The following is a 16270-nucleotide window of genomic DNA, read 5'->3' as shown; positions in this document are numbered from 1 at the left end:
GCCATGGCGATCGGCGCACTGTACGTGTTCGTGCTCAGCCGAGGGGGGTGGCTGCCGTGGCAGATCCTGTGACCGGACGCGGCGCCGCCGTGCGGCTGGTCAGGGCGAGCCTCACGCTCCTGGCGCTGGCGGCGGTGGCCGCGCCCTTCGTGCTGTCGTGGCGGCTGCACGAGCATCTGAGGTCGGTCGCCGAGCAGGAGACCACCAGCCCTGGCCCGCTCCCGGCCGACGCGGTGGCCGGCTGGCGCGGCCTGGCCGCCGGCCTTCCCGATCGCGCCGCGCCGGTCGTCCTCACCTACCACGACATCCGTCCCGGCGGCGGCGGCCCGTACACGGTGACGCCGCAGCAGTTCGAGTCGCACCTGAGCGCCTTGCGCGCGGCGGGATACGAGACGCTGTCGGGGGCGGAGCTGGCCGCGTACGCGCGGGGCGGACCGGTGCCGCGACGGTCGGTCGTGATCACGTTCGACGACGGGGCGCGCGGCGTGTGGATCTACGGCGACGCGATCCTGGCCCGTCATGGCATGCGGGCCTCGGCGTTCCTCATCACCGGCATGGTAGGCCGCGGGACGTACTACCTGTCCTGGGAGGAGATCTCCCGGATGGCGGCTTCGGGACGGTGGGACTTCCAGAGTCACACCCACGACCTGCACGCCCGGGTCGCGACCGGGCCCGGCGGGCGGACCGGGTCGCTGCTGACCAACCGGGTCTACTCCCCCGCGACCGGCGAGTGGGAGAGTCCCGCCCGCTGCCAAGCGCGCGTCCGAGCCGATTTCGCGGCGGCGTTCCGCGCGTTCCAACAGCATGGGCTGCCGCGGCCGGCCCTGTTCTCCTACCCCTTCTCCGACTCCGGCGACGGCGGGCCGCCGGAGCCCTCGTCGACCGGTACGACGAGTGGGGCCTTCGCCGACCGCATGATCAAGGACTCGTTCGTGCTGGCGATGAGCAACCACGCGTCGCGTCCGATGCCGCCGAGCCGCAGATCCTCGGCGGCGCAGGAGTACGAGCGGCTGGAGGTACGGGCGGACACGACGGCCGACGTCCTGATGCGCGAGGTGACGCGGCGCGTCGAGATCCCTCCCCGGGGAACGCCGCTGGAAGACCACGAACGGTGGACGTCCGCCGGCGGGGAACCCGTGAGGCCGGGCGACTTCCCGCTGACCGGCAGGCACCCGCAGCCGGGCCACGACACCTACAGGTACGCCGCCTACGCCCCCTACAGCTCGGCGGACTGGGACGACTACACCGTGGAGGTGCAGGTGTCCCGGCTCGCCGCGAACACGAACACCGCCAGCCTCCACGCCCGCATCGGCGGGCGGGAGCCGGTGGCGATCCGGCTGTCCACGCGCACGGCCCAGCTCATCAACGGCCGGAGCGGCGGGGGCGTCCTCGCCGAGCACCCGCTCACACCCGGTGCCACGCACCACGTGCTGCTCACGGTGCGAGGAAGCCGGATCGTCGCGCTGGTCGACGGAGCGATCCGGCTCAGCGCGCCCAGCCGCCACGGCGCCGACAACACCGGCGGCATCGCACTGTCGATCGTTCGCGACGGCGCCGGCCGGCGCTGGCCGGTTTTCACCGACCTGCGCGTGACTCCGGGTGGCAGCCCCGGCCCGGCGGCGATCACTTCGACGGTGACACCAGGCCCGCCTCGTAGGCGAGGATGACCAGCTGGACCCGGTCGCGCGCGTCGAGCTTGCTGAGCAGCCGGCCCACGTACGCCTTGACGGTGGCGACGCTGATGACCAGGTCGGCGGCTATCTCCGTGTTGGTCAGGCCGCGGGCGATCAGGGTGAGGACCTCGCGTTCGCGCTCGGTGACGCCCTCCAGCTCGCGCGGTACGGGATCGGGTGCGGGGCGGCCCGCGAACGCCTCGATCAACCGCCGGGTGACGCCCGGCGCGATCAGGGCGTCGCCGGCGGCCACGACCCGGATCGCGGTGAGGATGTCGTCCAGGGCCATGTCCTTGACGAGGAACCCGGATGCGCCCGCGCGGAGCGCGCCGTGAACGTGCTCGTCCTCGTCGAACGTGGTCAGGACGATCACTCGGGCCCGGCTGGGGCCCTGGGCGATCAGCCTGGTGGCCTCGATGCCGTCCATGACGGGCATGCGGATGTCCATCACCACGACATCGGGGTTCAGCTCCTCGGCCAGTTGGACGGCCTGGAGTCCGGTCGCGGCCTCGCCGACGAGTTCGAGGTCGGCGGCGTCGGAGATGACCAGTTGCAGGGCGGTGCGGATCAGTGGCTGGTCGTCGGCCAGCAGGACGCGGACGGTCATCGCGTCTCGGTGGTCAGGGGCAGGCGGGCCGTGACGCGGAAGCCGCCCTCGGCGCGCGGTGCGGCGGAGAAGGTGCCCTGCAGCAGGTTGACGCGCTCCCGCATCCCGACCAGGCCGAAGCCGCTCTCCGGCGGGCGGCGCGGGCCGCGGCCTCCGTCGAGGACCTCGACGGCCAGCTCGTCGTCGCCGTATGCGATCGACACCTGGCAGCGGCTCGTGCCGGCGTGGCGGACGACGTTGGTGATCGCTTCCTGGATGATGCGGTAGGCCGAGACGTCGATCTCCGGCGGCAGCGGGCGGCGTTCGCCCAGCCGGCGCACCTCGACGTGGACGCCGGCGTCCGTCGTCGTGGCCGCGAGCTTGTCGAGGTCCGACAGGCCGGGCGCCGGGTCGAAGGGACGGCTCTGGTCGCCGTGGCGCATGGCGCCGAGCATGCGCCGCAGTCCGGACAGCGCCTCCCGGCCGACCGTCTCGATGTCTCCGAGCGCCTGGCCCGCCCGGCCCGGCTGGGTGTCGATGACCCGCCGGGCGGCGCCGGCCTGGAGGGCGATGACGCCGATGCTGTGGGCGACCGTGTCGTGCAGCTCCCGCGACAGGCGCAGGCGTTCGTCGGCGACGGCCTGGGCGGTGGCCGTGGCGGCCAGCGTCTCGGCGTGCTCGCGGGCCTGGCGTACCGAGTGGCCGACCAGCCAGGCGATGACAGCCGTCATGGCCACCGCCAGCTCCGCCGAGGTGCCGGCGGGCCAGCCGGCCAGCACCCGGACGGTCAGGTAGCCGGCGAGGACGGTGAGCGCGCCGAGCAGGGCGAGGATCCCGGTCCGGCGGGCGCGTCCGGCCGCGATGAAGTACAGCGCGACATCGACCGCCAGGAACTGCGCCAAAGGGATCTCGGCCACGCCCAGCGGCACACACGCGAGGATCGCGGCGGCGAGCAGCAGGCCCAGCGCCGGCAGCGGCCGCCGGCGCAGCAGGACGGCGGCGACGTGCGCCAGCACGGTGGCCGCCACCAGGAAGGCCAATCCATCCCATTGGTAGAAGTAATGCCCGGCCAGTTTGGCGGGCCCGGACTCGCCGGGGAGCCTGATGCGGATGAGGAAGGTGAACACCAGGCCCGCCCACCAGGCGAGGGCCGTCCACGCGCCGGGTGGGACCCGCTTCAGCGGCGGCGAGGGCGGTGTCACGTGCATGCCCGGAATCGTAACGGCGCGTCCGCGACCCCCGCATCGGACCACGGGTGTACGACCAGGGGCTACATCCGGGTCCGCGCGTACGTCCGCAGGGCGTCGCGGACGAGTCTCGCCCCCGCTTCGTCGTCGTACATGCCGGCGAAACGGGGGTCGTCGACGTACATGTCCCCCAGGCATTGCACCATCTCGATCGAGCGCTCCCGGTCGCCCTCGGCCGTGGGGGTGCCCGGGATCCGGCTCAGCCACCGGACGTGCCGGGCGGCCAGTGACTGCGCGTGTTCCGACGCCGGAGCGGCCCCGGCCTTCGCCGCGGCGACCCACGCCGCGACGAGGTCGTCGGTGTCCTGCTTCCAGGCCCGCTGCTGGTCGAGGGTCTTGCCGTGCCACCAGTCGTTGCTCACCTGGTACGCGCGCTCGCCCCAGCGTGCGACGACCTCGTCCTCGTAGTGGTCGTTGAACCCCGCCAGCAGGACGTCCATCCGCGGCTCCGCCCCCTTCCGCAGGGCGTCGAGCGTGTCACGTACCGACCGGACCTGCCGTTCGATGCGGTCACGTTCCTCTTCCAGCGCGGCGAGGTGGGCGCGGAGCCCGTCGCGGACGTCCACCTCGTCGGCGAGGACCTCGGCGATGGCCGGCAGGCCCATGCCGAGCCGGCGCATGAGCAGGATCCGCTGCAGCCGTACGACCGCGGCCGCGTCGTAGTAGCGGTAGCCGTTCGTGCCCACCCGGGACGGTGCCAGGAGCCCGACGCGGTCGTAGTGACGCAGGGTGCGGCTGGTGACGCCGGCCCTCGCCGCGAGTTCCTGGATCGTCCACTCCACCGTCCCAGTGTCACCTGTTCCTGAGCGTGGCCGCGATGATCTCCGCGCTGTCGGCGTACAGGGCCTGGGCCGCCGTCTGCCCGGTCTCCGCCAGGTAGGTGTCGACCAGCCGGCTGCCGGCGGCGTACCCGGCGCCCATCGGCAGCCCCACCGGGGGCAGGCCGAAGCGCTCGGCGCTGGGGTCGCCGTGCACCCAGGCGGTGAAGTTCTGCATGCCGGTCACGTCGAGCCCGGCGAGCACCTTGGCGAAGACCTCGTCGTCGTGCAGGTGCGGCACGCCGATCCGGGTGTGGCCGATCTCGTCGCCGTAGAGCCGGCGGGCGAGGGCGTCGGCCAGGCCCTCGGAGACGATGTGCTCGCCGACCGTGACGGTCGCCGGGTCCCACACGACGCCGCCCGGGCTGAACCGCAGGTTGTGGTGCAGCTCGTGGACGGCGGTGCTCTCCAGCCGTTCGACGTTCTCGGGGAAGGGCCAGAACGTGATCAGGATCTGGCCCGAGATGCCGCCGAACCCGGTCACTCCCTTGCAGGGCCCCATGAAATGCTCGTCACCCGGGTCGCCGAGCACGAACAGCACGTTGATGTCCGGGACCGCCAGCCCCGGCGTCGCCTCCCGCAGCACGGCGAACGCGTCGTCGACGGCGCGTTGCATCCGCTTCCAGGCGTCGGCCGCCGCCAGGGTCTCGAGCGCGTCGAGGCAACGTTCCTCGTCGCGGTCGATCGGGAATCCGGACTGTTGGAGGTGCGTGGCCACCAGGTCGATCTCGCCGGGATAGTAGCGGTACATGCCCCTGACGGGCTCCAGCATCGAACGCAGCAGGTCAGCGCGGTCAGCGGCCGGGGCCAGCAGGATCCGGCGCATGGCGGAGCAGGTGTCAAGAACGGTGATGGACATGGCCCCGATGCTAGAAGTTGACGCAGCGTCAAGGTCAAACCCCGCCTACGCGCCCAGGCGGGGAGCAGGAGCCGGGCGTTGCGGTGGCCGATGCGTAGCCGGCGCGTAGCCGGCGGGGATCAGGTGCTGCTGGACGTCGATGTATCCGGTCATGGGGGCTCGGGTCCCTCTTCCTGATGGTCTTCGGGCCGGCGGTGGGCCTCGGGGGTCCGCTGTCCGGGCTGCCGCAGCAGCCGGTCGGCCTGCTGGAGAACGGCTTCCAGGTAGTGGCGTGTGGCGGCGGAGTCGGCCTGGGCGTCCGGTCTCATGAGCATGCGGTACATGGCCGCGCCCAGAACCATGTCGATCACGGTGTCGAGGTCGGCGTCGGCGGCCAGGAGCCCGTCGCGGCGGGCGCGTTCCAGCGCGGCGTGGATCAGCCGGCGGCGGGGCTGGATGTACTGGTCGCGGTAGGTGGTCAGCAGCGACGGCTGCGTGACGCTGGAGCCGATGAGCTGGGCGAGGACGGCCCGGAACCGGGCGTCGCCGAGGGTGTGGACCCAGGAGTCCATGAGCCGCTGGTCGGCCGGCTGCGCCGCGAGGTCGGCGGTGGCCCAGATGTCGGCTTCCGGGACAAGAGTGCGGGCCTGTTCGATCGCCTGGGTGAGCAGTTCCTCCTTCGTGGACCAGCGGCGGTAGATGGTCACCTTCGCCACGCCGGCGCGCTTGGCGATCTGCTCGAAGTTCGCGCCCTCCAGGCCGCGCTCCACGAACAGCTCCAGCGCCGCCTTCATGATCGCCGCGTCGGCGTCGGGGTCGCGCGGCCTGCCCCGAGTGCGCCTCGTGTCGGTCATCGGAACTCCACCCGCCCCACGGGTGCGCCGGACGTCGGAGCGACGAAGCGGGGCGTGTGCCCTGGCCGTAGCCGCCAGCCGGGTGTGAGGACGGTCTCCATGTGCGCGCGCAACCGCCGCAGCCCTGCCTCGCCGGGTGCTCCCTGGGCGAACGCGGAGGCGACCAGGTCGGACTGGTAGCGGGTGTTGTCGTGGGCGAACAGCGGCACGGTGTCGGCATCGGAGGCCAGCAGGGTCTGGATGCGCCGGGCGGCCTCGAGCTGACGGGCCGTGTCGGCGCCGCCGATGGTCATTTGCCTGACCTGGTCGATGGCCAGGTGAGGCAGCGTGTAGAGAGTGTCGCCCGTGAAGAGCACGTTGCCGCCGTCCACGCGCAGCAGCACGCACATGTGCCCGGGAGAGTGGCCCGAGGTGGGCACCAGGATGACGCTGCCGTCGCCGAAGTGGTCCTGAGCGGCGGGGAAGGGGCCGAAGGCGCCGGAGCCGAAGGCGGGGAAGGAGAGGTTGTTCCTGACCAGGTCGAAGGAGTACGGGTAGATCGTGCCGTGTTCCCAGTCGCGGCGGTCCAGCACCACGGTCGCCTGGGGCAGGTGGCGCAGTCCTCCCGCGTGGTCGTCGTGGACGTGGGTGAGGAACACGGTGGTGATCTCCTTGGCGTCGTAACCGAGCCGGGCCAGGCGGACCCGTAGGTCCTGCTCGGGGGTCAGCCGGTATTCGTCGCGCTGGGTCAGCAGGCGCGAAACCATCTGGTTGTGGTTGTAGTACCCGTCGTGATCGTGGGCTTGTTCCCAGTTGACGCCGGTGTCGACCAGCATGAGGCCGTGCCGGGGGTGGTCGATGAGATAGGCGTACACCGGCACCGCGATCTGGGCCTTGTCCACCAGAGTGCGCAGGTAGCCGTTCAGCCCTTCCCAGCCGTCCAGGCCGCCGTAGAACTGGCCGTAGGTGACGATGGTGTCGCCCGCATGAAGGGGGAACACCCGCACGGCGTCGTCGAGAATCGGCCGCCGCGCGCCCGTGGCACGCACGGCCGCCTGCCGCTCGCTCCGCGCCAGCACCTCACGGCGGTGCCGTTCCACCTGGCCGGCCGAGAGGCCACTGGCCGCGCCCAGCACCAGCCCGGCGCCGGCGGTCAGGAAGGCCCGCCTGGTCTGCGGGGCTCCACGGTCACCCGCCGCCTGGCGTCCGCGCAGGAAAGTGGCCGCCGCCCATGCCAGGCAGGTCGCGGCAGCCAGGGCGAGCAGCACCGGCAGGTCCGCGATGTAGTAGACGACCGCGAGGTAGAGCCCCAGCGTGCTCAGGCCGGCCGGAACGCCGAGGAATACCAGCACACGGCGCCGCGTGGACAGCGGGCCGAGCATGCCGGGCCACAACAGCCCGGCCGCCGATCCGGCCAGCAGCAGCCCGTACGCCACCAGCAGCGGCGCCGGCACGTCCTTCAACCGCAGGACAACCAGCCAGACAGCGCCCACCGCGAGAGCGAGAACCAGTAACCCGATCTTGCACAGGAACTTCAGCATCCGATCACCCCCATTTTGTTAACGCATCCGGTTGCGTTTACATAATAGGGGCCATCACCATCGACCCGCTCCCCCGCCCCTGGTTCCGCCAGAGACGGGTGCAGGATCACCCGCGGTGCAGGGCCGCCGCGGTGTCGTCGGCGATGTGCTCGACCGCCGCCATCGCGCCGAAGGCCAGCAGGTAGACCGTGCAGTGGTCGCTGAACCGACGGTCGGTGGACCGCCAGGCGGCGACGTCCTCGTCGGTCAGGTCGCGCGGGGCGAGTGCCGCGAGGACCGCGACGAGAGCACCGGCCCGCTCCCCCTCGGACAGCCCGTCCAGCGCCTGCTCCAGCCAGGAGCCACGCGGGCGGCACCGGCCCCGGTGGGCGGCGACGACCTCGGTGACGGCCGTCGCCGCGGCGGGCGCCAGGAGCCCCGCTCCCTGCGCGGCGACGGCCGACAGCGTGGCGTAGGCGGCACCGACGGGGTGGCCGGCGGCCCAGGACGGCTCCTGCCCGGCGGGCATCCCCTTGAGCAGCGGCAACGTGTCCCCCGGCCGCAGCCGCTCCCACATCCCCCGCAGGTCGGGGCGACGTGACGTACCAGGCTCGGCATGCGGGTCGTGTCCTTTCCATGACACTCGACGTGAGAGAGGAGTCCTGATCGTCGCGTACGGGAGCCGCGGCGTCGTCGTGCGGCCGGAGGCAACGGGCCGTGCGCCCGCCGTCGTACGGCGGGTCCCGGCTACGACCGCCGGAGCAGGGGCGCGGGCTTAGGGTTGGCGGGCATGGGGCTGCAACTGGTTCAGGTGAATTTCAAGGCTCGGGACGACGCGGCGCTCGGCCGGTTCTGGGCGGAGGCGCTCGGCTGGGGCGTCTCCAGCGAGGGGCCCGGCGTGACCAACGTCGAGCCTGTGGGCTTCACGTGGCCGGACCCGGCCGCCGTGTGCGTCGACGTGGTCAGCGTCCCGGACCCCGAGACGGTGAGGTACCGCGCGCACCTCGATCTGGCCACCACCTCGGCCGCCCATCAGGCGGAGCTGGTGGCGCGCCTGATGGAGCTCGGCGCGACGCCGGCCGACGTGGGCCAGGGCGACGTGCCGTGGACGGTCCTGGCCGACCCGGAGGGCAACGTTTTCTGTGTGCTGGAGCCCCGGGAGATCTACCGGGACACCGGGCCGATCGCCGCGGTGGTCGTCAACTGCGCCGATCCGCGGGCCATGGCCCGGTTCTGGGGGGAGGCGGTCGCCTGGACCGTCCATGAGGCGGGCGACGATTTCGCGCGGCTGCGCTCGCCGAAGGGCGTGGGGCCGTATCTGGAGTTCATCAGCACGCCCGGCGGGAGCAGCGTGTGGACCCGCGTCCATCTCGACGTGCTGCCGTACCCCGGTGAGGATCAGGCGGCGGAGGTGGCCCGGCTGGAGGCCCTTGGCGCGAGGGTCATCGACATAGGCCAGGGGGACGTCCGGTGGCGGGTGCTGGCCGACCCGGAGGGCAACGAGTTCTGCGTCCTGCGCCCGGCCTGAGGCCGCGACCGGCGGATTTCAAGACGAGACGGTCCGTCTTGACGTGACGAAGGAGAGCCGGTACCTTCACAGCATCAACACGAGACGAACCGTCTCGTGTTGCGAACCGCCAACCGATCGGAGATCGCGTCATGCGCACCCCGGAAACCGCCGCCCCCCGCACCTGGTTCATCACGGGTGCCGGTCGCGGCCTCGGCCGCGCGTTCGCCCTGGCCGCGCTGGAGCGCGGCGACCGGGTGGCCGCCGCCGCCCGCACCGTCACCCCGGAGGACTTCCCCAGCCGGTACGCGGACCGCCTGCTCGTCCTGCCCCTGGACGTGACCGACCGCGCCGCCGTGTTCGCCGCCGTGGACACCGCCGCCGAGCACTTCGGCCGGCTCGACATCGTGGTCAACAACGCCGGCACCATGCACTCGGGCATGATCGAGGAGTTCACCGAGGCCGAGGCCCGCGCCCAGCTCGACGTCAACTTCTTCGGCGCGATGTGGGTCTGCCAGGCCGTCCTGCCGCACCTGCGCGCCCAGCGGTCCGGCCACATCGTGCAGGTCTCCAGCATCGCCGCGCTCGGCGGCTTTCCCAGCACCGGCATGTACAGCGCGAGCAAGTTCGCGCTGGAGGGCATGAGCGAGGCGCTGGCGATGGAGGCCGCGTCGTTCGGCGTCAAGCTCAGCATCGTCCAGCCCGGCGGCTACTGGACCGACCTCTACACCAGCATGACCACGGCCACGCCCAAGGAGGAGTACGGTCCCCTGCGCGCCGAGCTGGAGAAGCAGTGGGCCGAGGGCTCGATCGACAGCGAGCCGCACCTGGCCGCCGAGGCGCTGCTGAAGCTGGTCGACAGCGACGACCCACCGCTGCGGCTGCTGCTCGGCAGCATGGTGTACGACCTGGCCTTCGACATCTCCCGGCGGCGGATGGCGACCTGGGCCGCCTGGGAGCAGGTCAGCCGCGACGCCGAGCACGCCGTTCCCGCCCCGGGGAGCGGCCGTTGACGCACCCACCACGCCCCCGGCCGTACCGACACCAGGAGGACGCTCATATGCGCATCGGTCATCCCTCGCCCGGCACCCAGCTCGTCCTGTCCGGAGTCACCGCGCGCTATGACGACAGGATGGTGCTGAACGAGATCTCGCTGACCGTCAAGCCCGGCGAGAAGGTCGGCGTGATCGGCGACAACGGCTCCGGCAAGTCCACGCTCCTGCGCCTGCTCGCCGGCCACCGCCGCCCCGACAACGGCTCCGTCACCGTCACGGCGCCCGGCGGCATCGGCTATCTGGCCCAGACTCTGGATCTGCCGGCGACCGCCCTGGCCGGCGACGCCATCGACGTCGCGCTGGCGGACCTGCGCGACCTGGAGCATCGGATGCGGCGGGCCGAGCTCGGCCTGGACGACGCCACGCCCGCCGAGCTGGCCCACTACGCTGACCTGGCCGCGCGGTTCGAGGCCCGCGACGGATACCAGGCCGACACGCGGGTCGAGATCGCGCTGGCCGCCCTCGGCCTGCCCGGCCTTGACCGTGACCTTCCGCTGAACCTGCTGTCGGGCGGGCAGCGGGCCAGGCTCGCGCTGGCCGCGACCCTGGCCGCCGCTCCCGAGGTGCTGCTCCTGGACGAGCCCACCAACGACCTCGACGACCAGGCCGTCGCCTGGCTGGAGAACCAGCTGCGCGCCCATCGGGGCACCCTGGTCGTCGTCACCCACGACCGGCTCTTCCTGGAGCGGGTCACCTCCACCATCGTGGAGGTGGACCACGATCTGCGCACCGTGCGCCGTCACGGCGACGGCTACCCCGGGTTCCTGGCGGCCAGAGCGGCGGCGAGGGCCCGGTGGGCGCGAGAGCACGAGGAGTGGCGCACCGAGGTCGCGCGCCAGGAGGAGCTGGCCGACTCCCACGCGAGACGGCTGGCCGCCATCCCGCGCAAGGCACCGGCCGCCTTCAGCGGCGCGGGCGCCTTCCGCGCCAGGTCACGGGCGCACGGGGCGATGAGCAGGGTCCGCGGCGCCAGGGAACGGCTGCGCCGGCTCCACCTGCACCGCGTTCCGCCGCCTCCGCGGCCCTTGCGGTTCGCCGGCCCTCTCGCCACCACGGGCGCCGACGACCTCCTCGTGGAGCTGACCGACGTGCGGGTCGGCGAGCGCCTGCACCTCGAGTCGCTGCGCCTGCGACCAGGAGCGCGTCTTTTGGTCACCGGCCCGAACGGAGCCGGCAAGACCACGCTCCTCCGCGTTCTCGCCGGCGAGCTCGTGCCCGACAGCGGCACCGTCCGCAGCACCCCCCGTGTGGGTCATCTGCGTCAGCACGGCGACCTGGCGTACGAAGGAGGCACGCTCCTGGAGGCGTTCGCGGCGGGGCGCCCTGGAGATCCGGCCGAACACGCCGACGCGCTGCTCGCGTTGGGGCTCTTCCACGCCGCCCAGCTCGCCGCGCCGGTCGGCACTCTCTCCCCCGGTCTGCGCCGCCGGCTCGAACTCGCCCGCATGGTCAGCCGGCCGACCGACCTGCTGCTCCTGGACGAACCCACCAACCACCTGTCCCCTGGCCTGATGGACGACCTGGAGGAGGCTCTGGTCGCCTATGAGGGCGCGCTCGTCGTCGTCACGCACGACCGGCGCGTGCGGGCCGGGTTCACCGGCTCACACCTGGAGCTCAGGGCGGGCAGGGCGGAGCTGCCCGGTCGTCGGCCTCGCCCAGCTGCTCTTCCAGCCGCTCCAGGCCGCCCCTGATGAGCCGGCCGTAGTCGTCGTCGCCGAGCCTGCCGATCTCGGCCCGCGCCTGCCGCAGGTGCTCGCGGGCGAGGTCGAGATCGCCCAGCTTGCGGTAGCACTCGGTGAGGTTGAGGTGCAGCGACGGGTACAGGCCGGCCACCGAGAGCGCGACTCCGGCCTCCGCCAGGCGCTCGTCGGTGATCCGGCCGACGGCGGCGAGCGCCCGCAGGTCCCACACGAGCTCCTCGTGCACGTCGTCCTGCACGTCGGCCATGGCGTGGGCGAGAACGCAGATGTACAGCGGGTCGCCCTCCTCGCCGCCGATGTCCTCCCAGATCTGGGCGAACAGGTCACGAGCGGCTTCGCGCCGGCCTTGGTGGTGATGTAACTCCACCCCTTGGCCGATCCGGAGGACCGTCGGGTCGGTGATCATCGGCAGCCCCTTCGCCATCGCGGCAACAGGGGGCCAGCCTATGCGCATCAGGAAACACTGGCGAAACACGATGTGATGTACGACACTCTCTTCCTAGAACCCTGTTTTAGAACAGCGTTCTGCGCTCCCGTGCCGCCGTACCACCCCACACGGGAGCACCTAGCACGGAGGAGAAAGACATGGTGAAGGCCGTCGCCCGGGAACGCCGCCGCCTCGGAGCCCCGCCGCCAGGCGGCATCAACGCGACAGATCCCAATCCCTTCGGATGGGGACCGTTCGTGGTGCTGTTCATCGTGGGAATGGTCGACCGCATCGAAGCCAACCTGATGTCGGGCGTACTGCCCCTCATCCAGGAGGAATGGGGTTTCAGCGACACCGCGGCCGGATCCATCCCGACCGCGGCGGCGCTGGCCGCGGCGCTCGTCGCGCTGCCGGCCGGCTACCTCGCCGACCGGCACAGCCGTACGAAGATCATCGCTGTGGTGGTCCTCGTCTGGGCCCTGGCCACCCTGGGCTCCGGCCTCGCCGCCGGCTTCGCCTTCTTCTACTTCACGCGGGTGCTGCTCGCCGCCGCGGAGAACATCGACAACCCCGCCGCCGGCAGCCTGCTCGCCGACTACTACCCCGCCGCGACCCGCATGCAGGTGTACGGCTGGACGCGGATGACCACGTACCTGGGCGGCGTCGGCACGCTGCTCGGCGGCGTCATCGGCCAGGCGTTCGGCTGGCGGGCCGCGTTCCTGCTGATGGCGATACCCGGAGCGCTGACCGCCATCCTCGTGTGGCGGCTGCGCGAGCCGCAGCGCGGCGAGATGGACCGGATCATGGCCGCAGCCGGATCCTCCTCCGCGCCCGCACCGGCGCCCGGCGCCCTGGAGCCGCCGCAGGCCGGGCCGCCCGAGGCCGACCCCGCCCCCACCCCCGACGCGACCGTGAAGCGGCCCTTCTGGCCGCAGGTCCGTCAGGTCCTGGCCATCCGCACCCTGGTCCTCGTCTCCCTCGGGGTGATGATCCTGACCCTCGGCCTCGGCGGCGTCTACTTCTGGCTGCCCTCCCTCATGGTCCGCGGGTTCGGCATGGAGATCGGCGCCGCCGGCAGCCTCAGCGGCGGCATCACCATCGTGGGCGTCCTGGCCGGGACCGTGATCGGCACCCGCCTCGGCAAGCGGCTGCACGGCCGGGTCCCGGGCGGCCGGCTGCTCGTGGGCGGCACCGGCATCACCGTCGGCTCGGCCGTCCTCGGCGCCGCCCTGATCATGGACTCGTCCGCGGCACTGGTGATCCTCCTCCTGCTGGCCGTCATCATCTCCTCCACCGCGATCCCCACGTGCACGGCGTGCATCGCCGACGTCGTGGCCGCCTCGTCGCGGGGGGTCGGCTTCGCCGTCCTGCAGGTCCTGCTGACGATCGGCGCCGCCTTCGGCCCGCTCATCGTGGGCATCGCCTCGGACGCGACCGGCTCCCTCCTCGTGGCCATGTACGCGCTGATCGTGCCCATGATCCTCGGCGGGCTGGTGGTGCTGGCCTCCCGCAACTCGTACGAACGGGAGGCCGCCCGCGTCCTGGACAACGCCAGGAACTCCTGAACCAGGGGCCTACGTCCCGGGGCTGACCAGCCCTGTCCGGTAGGCGATGACGACCAGCTGGGCGCGGTCACGCGCGCCCAGCTTCGCCATCGCGTGGCTGACATGGGTGCGCGCGGTCGCCGGGCTGAGGAACAGCGCGGCGCCGATCTCCTGGTTGCTCAGGCCCTGTCCCACCAGGGCCAGCACCTCGCGCTCGCGCTCGGTCAGCACCGCGAGCCGGTCCTCCGCGGCCCGGGCCGCGGTACGGCGCGCGGTGAACTGGCCGATGAGGCGCCGGGTGATCCGCGGCGCGAGCAGCGCGTCCCCGGCGGCGATCACCCGGATGGCGTGCAGGAGCTCGGCCGGTCCCGCGTCCTTGAGCAGGAAGCCGCTGGCGCCGGCCTGGAGGGCGTCGAAGACGTACTCGTCGGTGTCGTAGGTGGTGAGGATGAGGACGCGGACCTGCTCCAGCCCGCGCGTCCGCGCGATCTGCGCGGTGGCCTCGATCCCGTCCACCCTGGGCATGCGGATGTCCATGAGGACGACGTCGGGGCGGGTGGCGCGGGCCCGTTCGACGGCTTCGGCGCCGTCGGTCGCCTCCCCCACCACCGTGATGCCGTCCTCGAGGTCGAGCAGGACCTTGAACCCGGATCGTACGAGACCCTCGTCGTCGGCGAGCAGTACCTTGATCGACGCGCCGTCCGGCGGCGAGCCGGCCGCGTTCACAGGCTCGGCCCGGTCGGCGCGAGGGGTAGCCGTGCCCTGACCTCGAACCCGCCGTCCGGGGTCGGCCCCGCGTCGAGCTCTCCGCCGAGCAGCTGACAGCGCTCGCGCATGCCGGCGATCCCGCGGCCGGGCCTGACCGGCCCCCTGGGGCGCTGACCCGGGACGGCACGGCGGCCCTCGTCGGTCACGCGGATCTCCAAGGACTCGATCCCCGGGTTCAGCGCCACCGTCACCCGGGTCGGCCCGACGTGGCGGACCACGTTCGTGATCGACTCCTGGACGATCCGGTAGGCGGCGCCTCCCACCGCGCTCGGCAACGGCGCGCCCGGCACGCCCTCCTCGACCTCGACGTCGAGCCCGGCCTCACGCGCCTTGGCGGTCAGCTCGTCGATCTGCCCCAGCCCGGGGTACGGCACCCGCTCGCCGTCGTCACCGTCGTCGTCCCTGAGCACGCCGAGGATGGCCCGCATCTCCCGCAGCGCGCGGGAGCTGGTCTGCTCGATGGCGCGCAGCGCCTCGCGGGCCACGTCGGGCCGCTTGTCGAGCACGTGCGCGGTGACGCCGGACTGGACGTTGATGATCGCTATGGCGTGCGCGACCGTGTCGTGGACCTCGCGCGCGATCCGCAGCCGTTCGGCGTCCACGCGCGCCCGCGCCTCCTCCTCGCGGGTGCGTTCGGCCAGTTCGGCGCGTTTCTGGGCGTCGGCCGCGATGACCTGCCTGGACCGTACGGACTCGCCGAGCGCCACGCTCATGACCGACGCGCCGATCCGGAAGTACACCCAGCCGATGGCGGCGCTCGGCTCGATGTCGGCCGCGGCGACCAGCCAGCAGGCGGCGAGCACCGAGGTGCCCACGCCGGCGAACACCAGCGACCGGCGCCCGTCACCGTAGGCGGCGACGGTGTAGAGGGCGACGAAGAGCCCGAGCCAGCCGGGCCCGTCGGGGAAGTCGAGGGTGTAGTACGCCAGGCTGGCGAGCGCGGTGGTGAGGAACACCGGCACCGGCCACCGGCGGCGGACGGCGACGGCCAGGCCGCTCACGATGAGCAAGACATAGCCGAGGTTGCCCAGGTCGGTGAGGGGACGCTGGACCACCTCGCCGGCATTGCGCACCATCGTGCCCTGAACCTGCATCACGGTGATGAAGAGCGCGAGCAACACCTCCTGCGCCGGCATCGGCAGGCGCAACGACGCCACGCGGTGTTTCATGCCGCGATCCTATGGTTTCCCCGCTTTGAGCACCCTCCGCCCGGACGCGCGGCCGCCTACGACGACGGGCGTACCGAGGGACGAGCCGGCTACGCGGAACTACGTAGCCGCGGCCGACCGCCGGCGGAGGCCGGGGCCGCCTCGACGGCGTGATGATCGAGCCGTCATCTTCCGCGAAAGGATCCTCGATGTCCGTCCACCATCTGCTGGCGAGCACGCACGTTCTGGCCCAACCCGTCGACGCCTACGCCATGACCACCGGGCGTCTCTGGTCCATGGTGGGCATAGCGCTGGGGCTGGCCGGCGTCGTCATCGGCGCCCTGGCGCTGGCCCGCCGCTCGACCCGCCCCGTCACCAGGAGAAGGGGGGCGATCGTGGCCCTGGCGACGGGGCTGGCCGGCACGGTCGTCGGCGCCCTGGTCGTGGCCGCCGCCGAGGGGGGTCCCGGCACCGGCTACGGAATCGTCGGGGGATGGGTGTGCCTGGTGGTCGGGCCGGTCGCCATGGTCATCGGCGGGCTGGCGCTGGCCCGCTCCCGCCGTACCGCCTGACCGTGGCCGAATACATCAAACGAGTTTGATGTAT

The 16270-nt window shown here is 72.4% G+C and carries 16 protein-coding genes; 6 read left to right on the top strand and 10 right to left on the bottom strand.

Annotated elements, in window-relative coordinates; translation table 11 throughout:
- The first annotated feature begins 56 nt into the window (after window positions 1–56).
- A complete protein-coding gene (locus SMD20_RS08885; protein ID WP_329577494.1) occupies window positions 57–1667 on the top strand; it encodes a polysaccharide deacetylase family protein in 1611 nt (536 codons plus the stop codon).
- Here SMD20_RS08885 and SMD20_RS08880 read toward each other — a convergent pair.
- The 7 genes from SMD20_RS08880 to SMD20_RS08850 all read right to left on the bottom strand — a co-directional run bounded on the left by SMD20_RS08880 (window position 1624) and on the right by SMD20_RS08850 (window position 8092).
- Window positions 1624–2280, bottom strand: coding sequence for a response regulator transcription factor (locus SMD20_RS08880; RefSeq protein ID WP_329577492.1), 657 nt, complete (start codon window positions 2278–2280; stop codon window positions 1624–1626). The two genes, SMD20_RS08885 and SMD20_RS08880, sit on opposite strands and share 44 nt — an antisense overlap.
- Window positions 2277–3467, bottom strand: coding sequence for a sensor histidine kinase (locus SMD20_RS08875; RefSeq protein ID WP_329577488.1), 1191 nt, complete (start codon window positions 3465–3467; stop codon window positions 2277–2279). The genes SMD20_RS08880 and SMD20_RS08875 overlap by 4 nt, the downstream gene beginning before the upstream one ends.
- A 62-nt stretch (window positions 3468–3529) precedes the next feature.
- Window positions 3530–4288: a MerR family transcriptional regulator gene (locus tag SMD20_RS08870; RefSeq protein ID WP_329577485.1), complete on the bottom strand. Its 759-nt coding sequence runs from the start codon at window positions 4286–4288 to the stop codon at window positions 3530–3532.
- 10 nt (window positions 4289–4298) lie between these two features.
- Window positions 4299–5183, bottom strand: a complete 885-nt coding sequence (locus SMD20_RS08865) for a DUF2268 domain-containing protein (protein ID WP_329577482.1) — start codon at window positions 5181–5183, stop codon at window positions 4299–4301.
- Window positions 5184–5332: 149 nt separating this feature from the next.
- Window positions 5333–6016 (bottom strand): TetR/AcrR family transcriptional regulator, encoded by a 684-nt coding sequence (locus SMD20_RS08860; RefSeq protein WP_329577479.1) that lies wholly within the window; start codon window positions 6014–6016, stop codon window positions 5333–5335.
- Window positions 6013–7536, bottom strand: coding sequence for an N-acyl homoserine lactonase family protein (locus tag SMD20_RS08855; RefSeq protein WP_329577476.1), 1524 nt, complete (start codon window positions 7534–7536; stop codon window positions 6013–6015). Before SMD20_RS08855 ends, SMD20_RS08860 begins: the two co-directional genes overlap by 4 nt.
- A gap of 106 nt (window positions 7537–7642) precedes the next feature.
- Window positions 7643–8092 (bottom strand): hypothetical protein, encoded by a 450-nt coding sequence (locus SMD20_RS08850; protein ID WP_329577473.1) that lies wholly within the window; start codon window positions 8090–8092, stop codon window positions 7643–7645.
- A gap of 213 nt (window positions 8093–8305) precedes the next feature.
- On the opposite strand from SMD20_RS08850, the gene SMD20_RS08845 reads away from it, so the two are divergent.
- The 3 genes from SMD20_RS08845 (at window position 8306) to abc-f (ending at window position 11768) form a co-directional block, all read left to right on the top strand.
- Window positions 8306–9043, top strand: coding sequence for a VOC family protein (locus SMD20_RS08845; RefSeq protein ID WP_329577470.1), 738 nt, complete (start codon window positions 8306–8308; stop codon window positions 9041–9043).
- 131 nt (window positions 9044–9174) lie between these two features.
- Complete coding sequence (locus tag SMD20_RS08840) at window positions 9175–10035, top strand: SDR family oxidoreductase (RefSeq protein WP_329577467.1); 861 nt, start codon at window positions 9175–9177, stop codon at window positions 10033–10035.
- 47 nt (window positions 10036–10082) lie between these two features.
- The gene (gene abc-f, locus SMD20_RS08835) at window positions 10083–11768 is read left to right on the top strand and encodes a ribosomal protection-like ABC-F family protein (RefSeq protein ID WP_329577465.1); all 1686 of its coding nucleotides are present in this window, start codon (window positions 10083–10085) and stop codon (window positions 11766–11768) included.
- On the opposite strand, the gene SMD20_RS08830 is transcribed toward abc-f, so the two are convergent.
- Window positions 11692–12183 carry a hypothetical protein gene (locus tag SMD20_RS08830; RefSeq protein WP_329577462.1) on the bottom strand — a complete coding sequence of 164 codons (492 nt, stop codon included), beginning with the start codon at window positions 12181–12183 and terminating at the stop codon, window positions 11692–11694. The genes abc-f and SMD20_RS08830 overlap by 77 nt on opposite strands.
- A gap of 179 nt (window positions 12184–12362) precedes the next feature.
- Here SMD20_RS08830 and SMD20_RS08825 point away from each other — a divergent pair, with 179 nt between their 5' ends.
- A complete protein-coding gene (locus SMD20_RS08825; RefSeq protein ID WP_329577459.1) occupies window positions 12363–13769 on the top strand; it encodes an MFS transporter in 1407 nt (468 codons plus the stop codon).
- 9 nt (window positions 13770–13778) lie between these two features.
- Here the strand turns inward: SMD20_RS08825 and SMD20_RS08820 are convergent, their stop codons facing one another.
- Together SMD20_RS08820 and SMD20_RS08815 are read right to left on the bottom strand one after the other, a co-directional pair.
- Window positions 13779–14474 carry a response regulator transcription factor gene (locus SMD20_RS08820; protein ID WP_329577457.1) on the bottom strand — a complete coding sequence of 232 codons (696 nt, stop codon included), beginning with the start codon at window positions 14472–14474 and terminating at the stop codon, window positions 13779–13781.
- On the bottom strand, window positions 14471–15685 hold the full coding sequence (locus SMD20_RS08815) for a sensor histidine kinase (RefSeq protein WP_329577455.1): 1215 nt from the start codon (window positions 15683–15685) through the stop codon (window positions 14471–14473). Before SMD20_RS08815 ends, SMD20_RS08820 begins: the two co-directional genes overlap by 4 nt.
- Before the next feature lie 188 nt (window positions 15686–15873).
- Here SMD20_RS08815 and SMD20_RS08810 point away from each other — a divergent pair, with 188 nt between their 5' ends.
- Window positions 15874–16236 carry a DUF6223 family protein gene (locus SMD20_RS08810; protein WP_329577452.1) on the top strand — a complete coding sequence of 121 codons (363 nt, stop codon included), beginning with the start codon at window positions 15874–15876 and terminating at the stop codon, window positions 16234–16236.
- The last annotated feature ends 34 nt before the right edge of the window (window positions 16237–16270 follow it).

It is taken from the genome of Nonomuraea sp. LP-02 (genome assembly GCF_036289125.1).
GTDB classification, from domain to species: Bacteria; Actinomycetota; Actinomycetes; order Streptosporangiales; family Streptosporangiaceae; genus Nonomuraea; species Nonomuraea bangladeshensis.
The sequence above is the reverse complement of the archived record's forward strand: the minus strand, read 5'-3'. Positions and strand labels throughout refer to the sequence as shown.

Coding starts and splice junctions, on each gene's coding strand:
- SMD20_RS08880 (WP_329577492.1), bottom strand. CDS start 2,280: ATGACCGTCCGCGTCCTGCTGGCCGACGACCAGCCACTGATCCGCACC.
- SMD20_RS08875 (WP_329577488.1), bottom strand. CDS start 3,467: ATGCACGTGACACCGCCCTCGCCGCCGCTGAAGCGGGTCCCACCCGGC.
- SMD20_RS08865 (WP_329577482.1), bottom strand. CDS start 5,183: ATGTCCATCACCGTTCTTGACACCTGCTCCGCCATGCGCCGGATCCTG.
- SMD20_RS08860 (WP_329577479.1), bottom strand. CDS start 6,016: ATGACCGACACGAGGCGCACTCGGGGCAGGCCGCGCGACCCCGACGCC.
- SMD20_RS08855 (WP_329577476.1), bottom strand. CDS start 7,536: ATGCTGAAGTTCCTGTGCAAGATCGGGTTACTGGTTCTCGCTCTCGCG.
- SMD20_RS08850 (WP_329577473.1), bottom strand. CDS start 8,092: ATGTGGGAGCGGCTGCGGCCGGGGGACACGTTGCCGCTGCTCAAGGGG.
- SMD20_RS08845 (WP_329577470.1), top strand. CDS start 8,306: ATGGGGCTGCAACTGGTTCAGGTGAATTTCAAGGCTCGGGACGACGCG.
- SMD20_RS08840 (WP_329577467.1), top strand. CDS start 9,175: ATGCGCACCCCGGAAACCGCCGCCCCCCGCACCTGGTTCATCACGGGT.
- abc-f (WP_329577465.1), top strand. CDS start 10,083: ATGCGCATCGGTCATCCCTCGCCCGGCACCCAGCTCGTCCTGTCCGGA.
- SMD20_RS08830 (WP_329577462.1), bottom strand. CDS start 12,183: ATGATCACCGACCCGACGGTCCTCCGGATCGGCCAAGGGGTGGAGTTA.
- SMD20_RS08825 (WP_329577459.1), top strand. CDS start 12,363: ATGGTGAAGGCCGTCGCCCGGGAACGCCGCCGCCTCGGAGCCCCGCCG.
- SMD20_RS08815 (WP_329577455.1), bottom strand. CDS start 15,685: ATGAAACACCGCGTGGCGTCGTTGCGCCTGCCGATGCCGGCGCAGGAG.
- SMD20_RS08810 (WP_329577452.1), top strand. CDS start 15,874: ATGTCCGTCCACCATCTGCTGGCGAGCACGCACGTTCTGGCCCAACCC.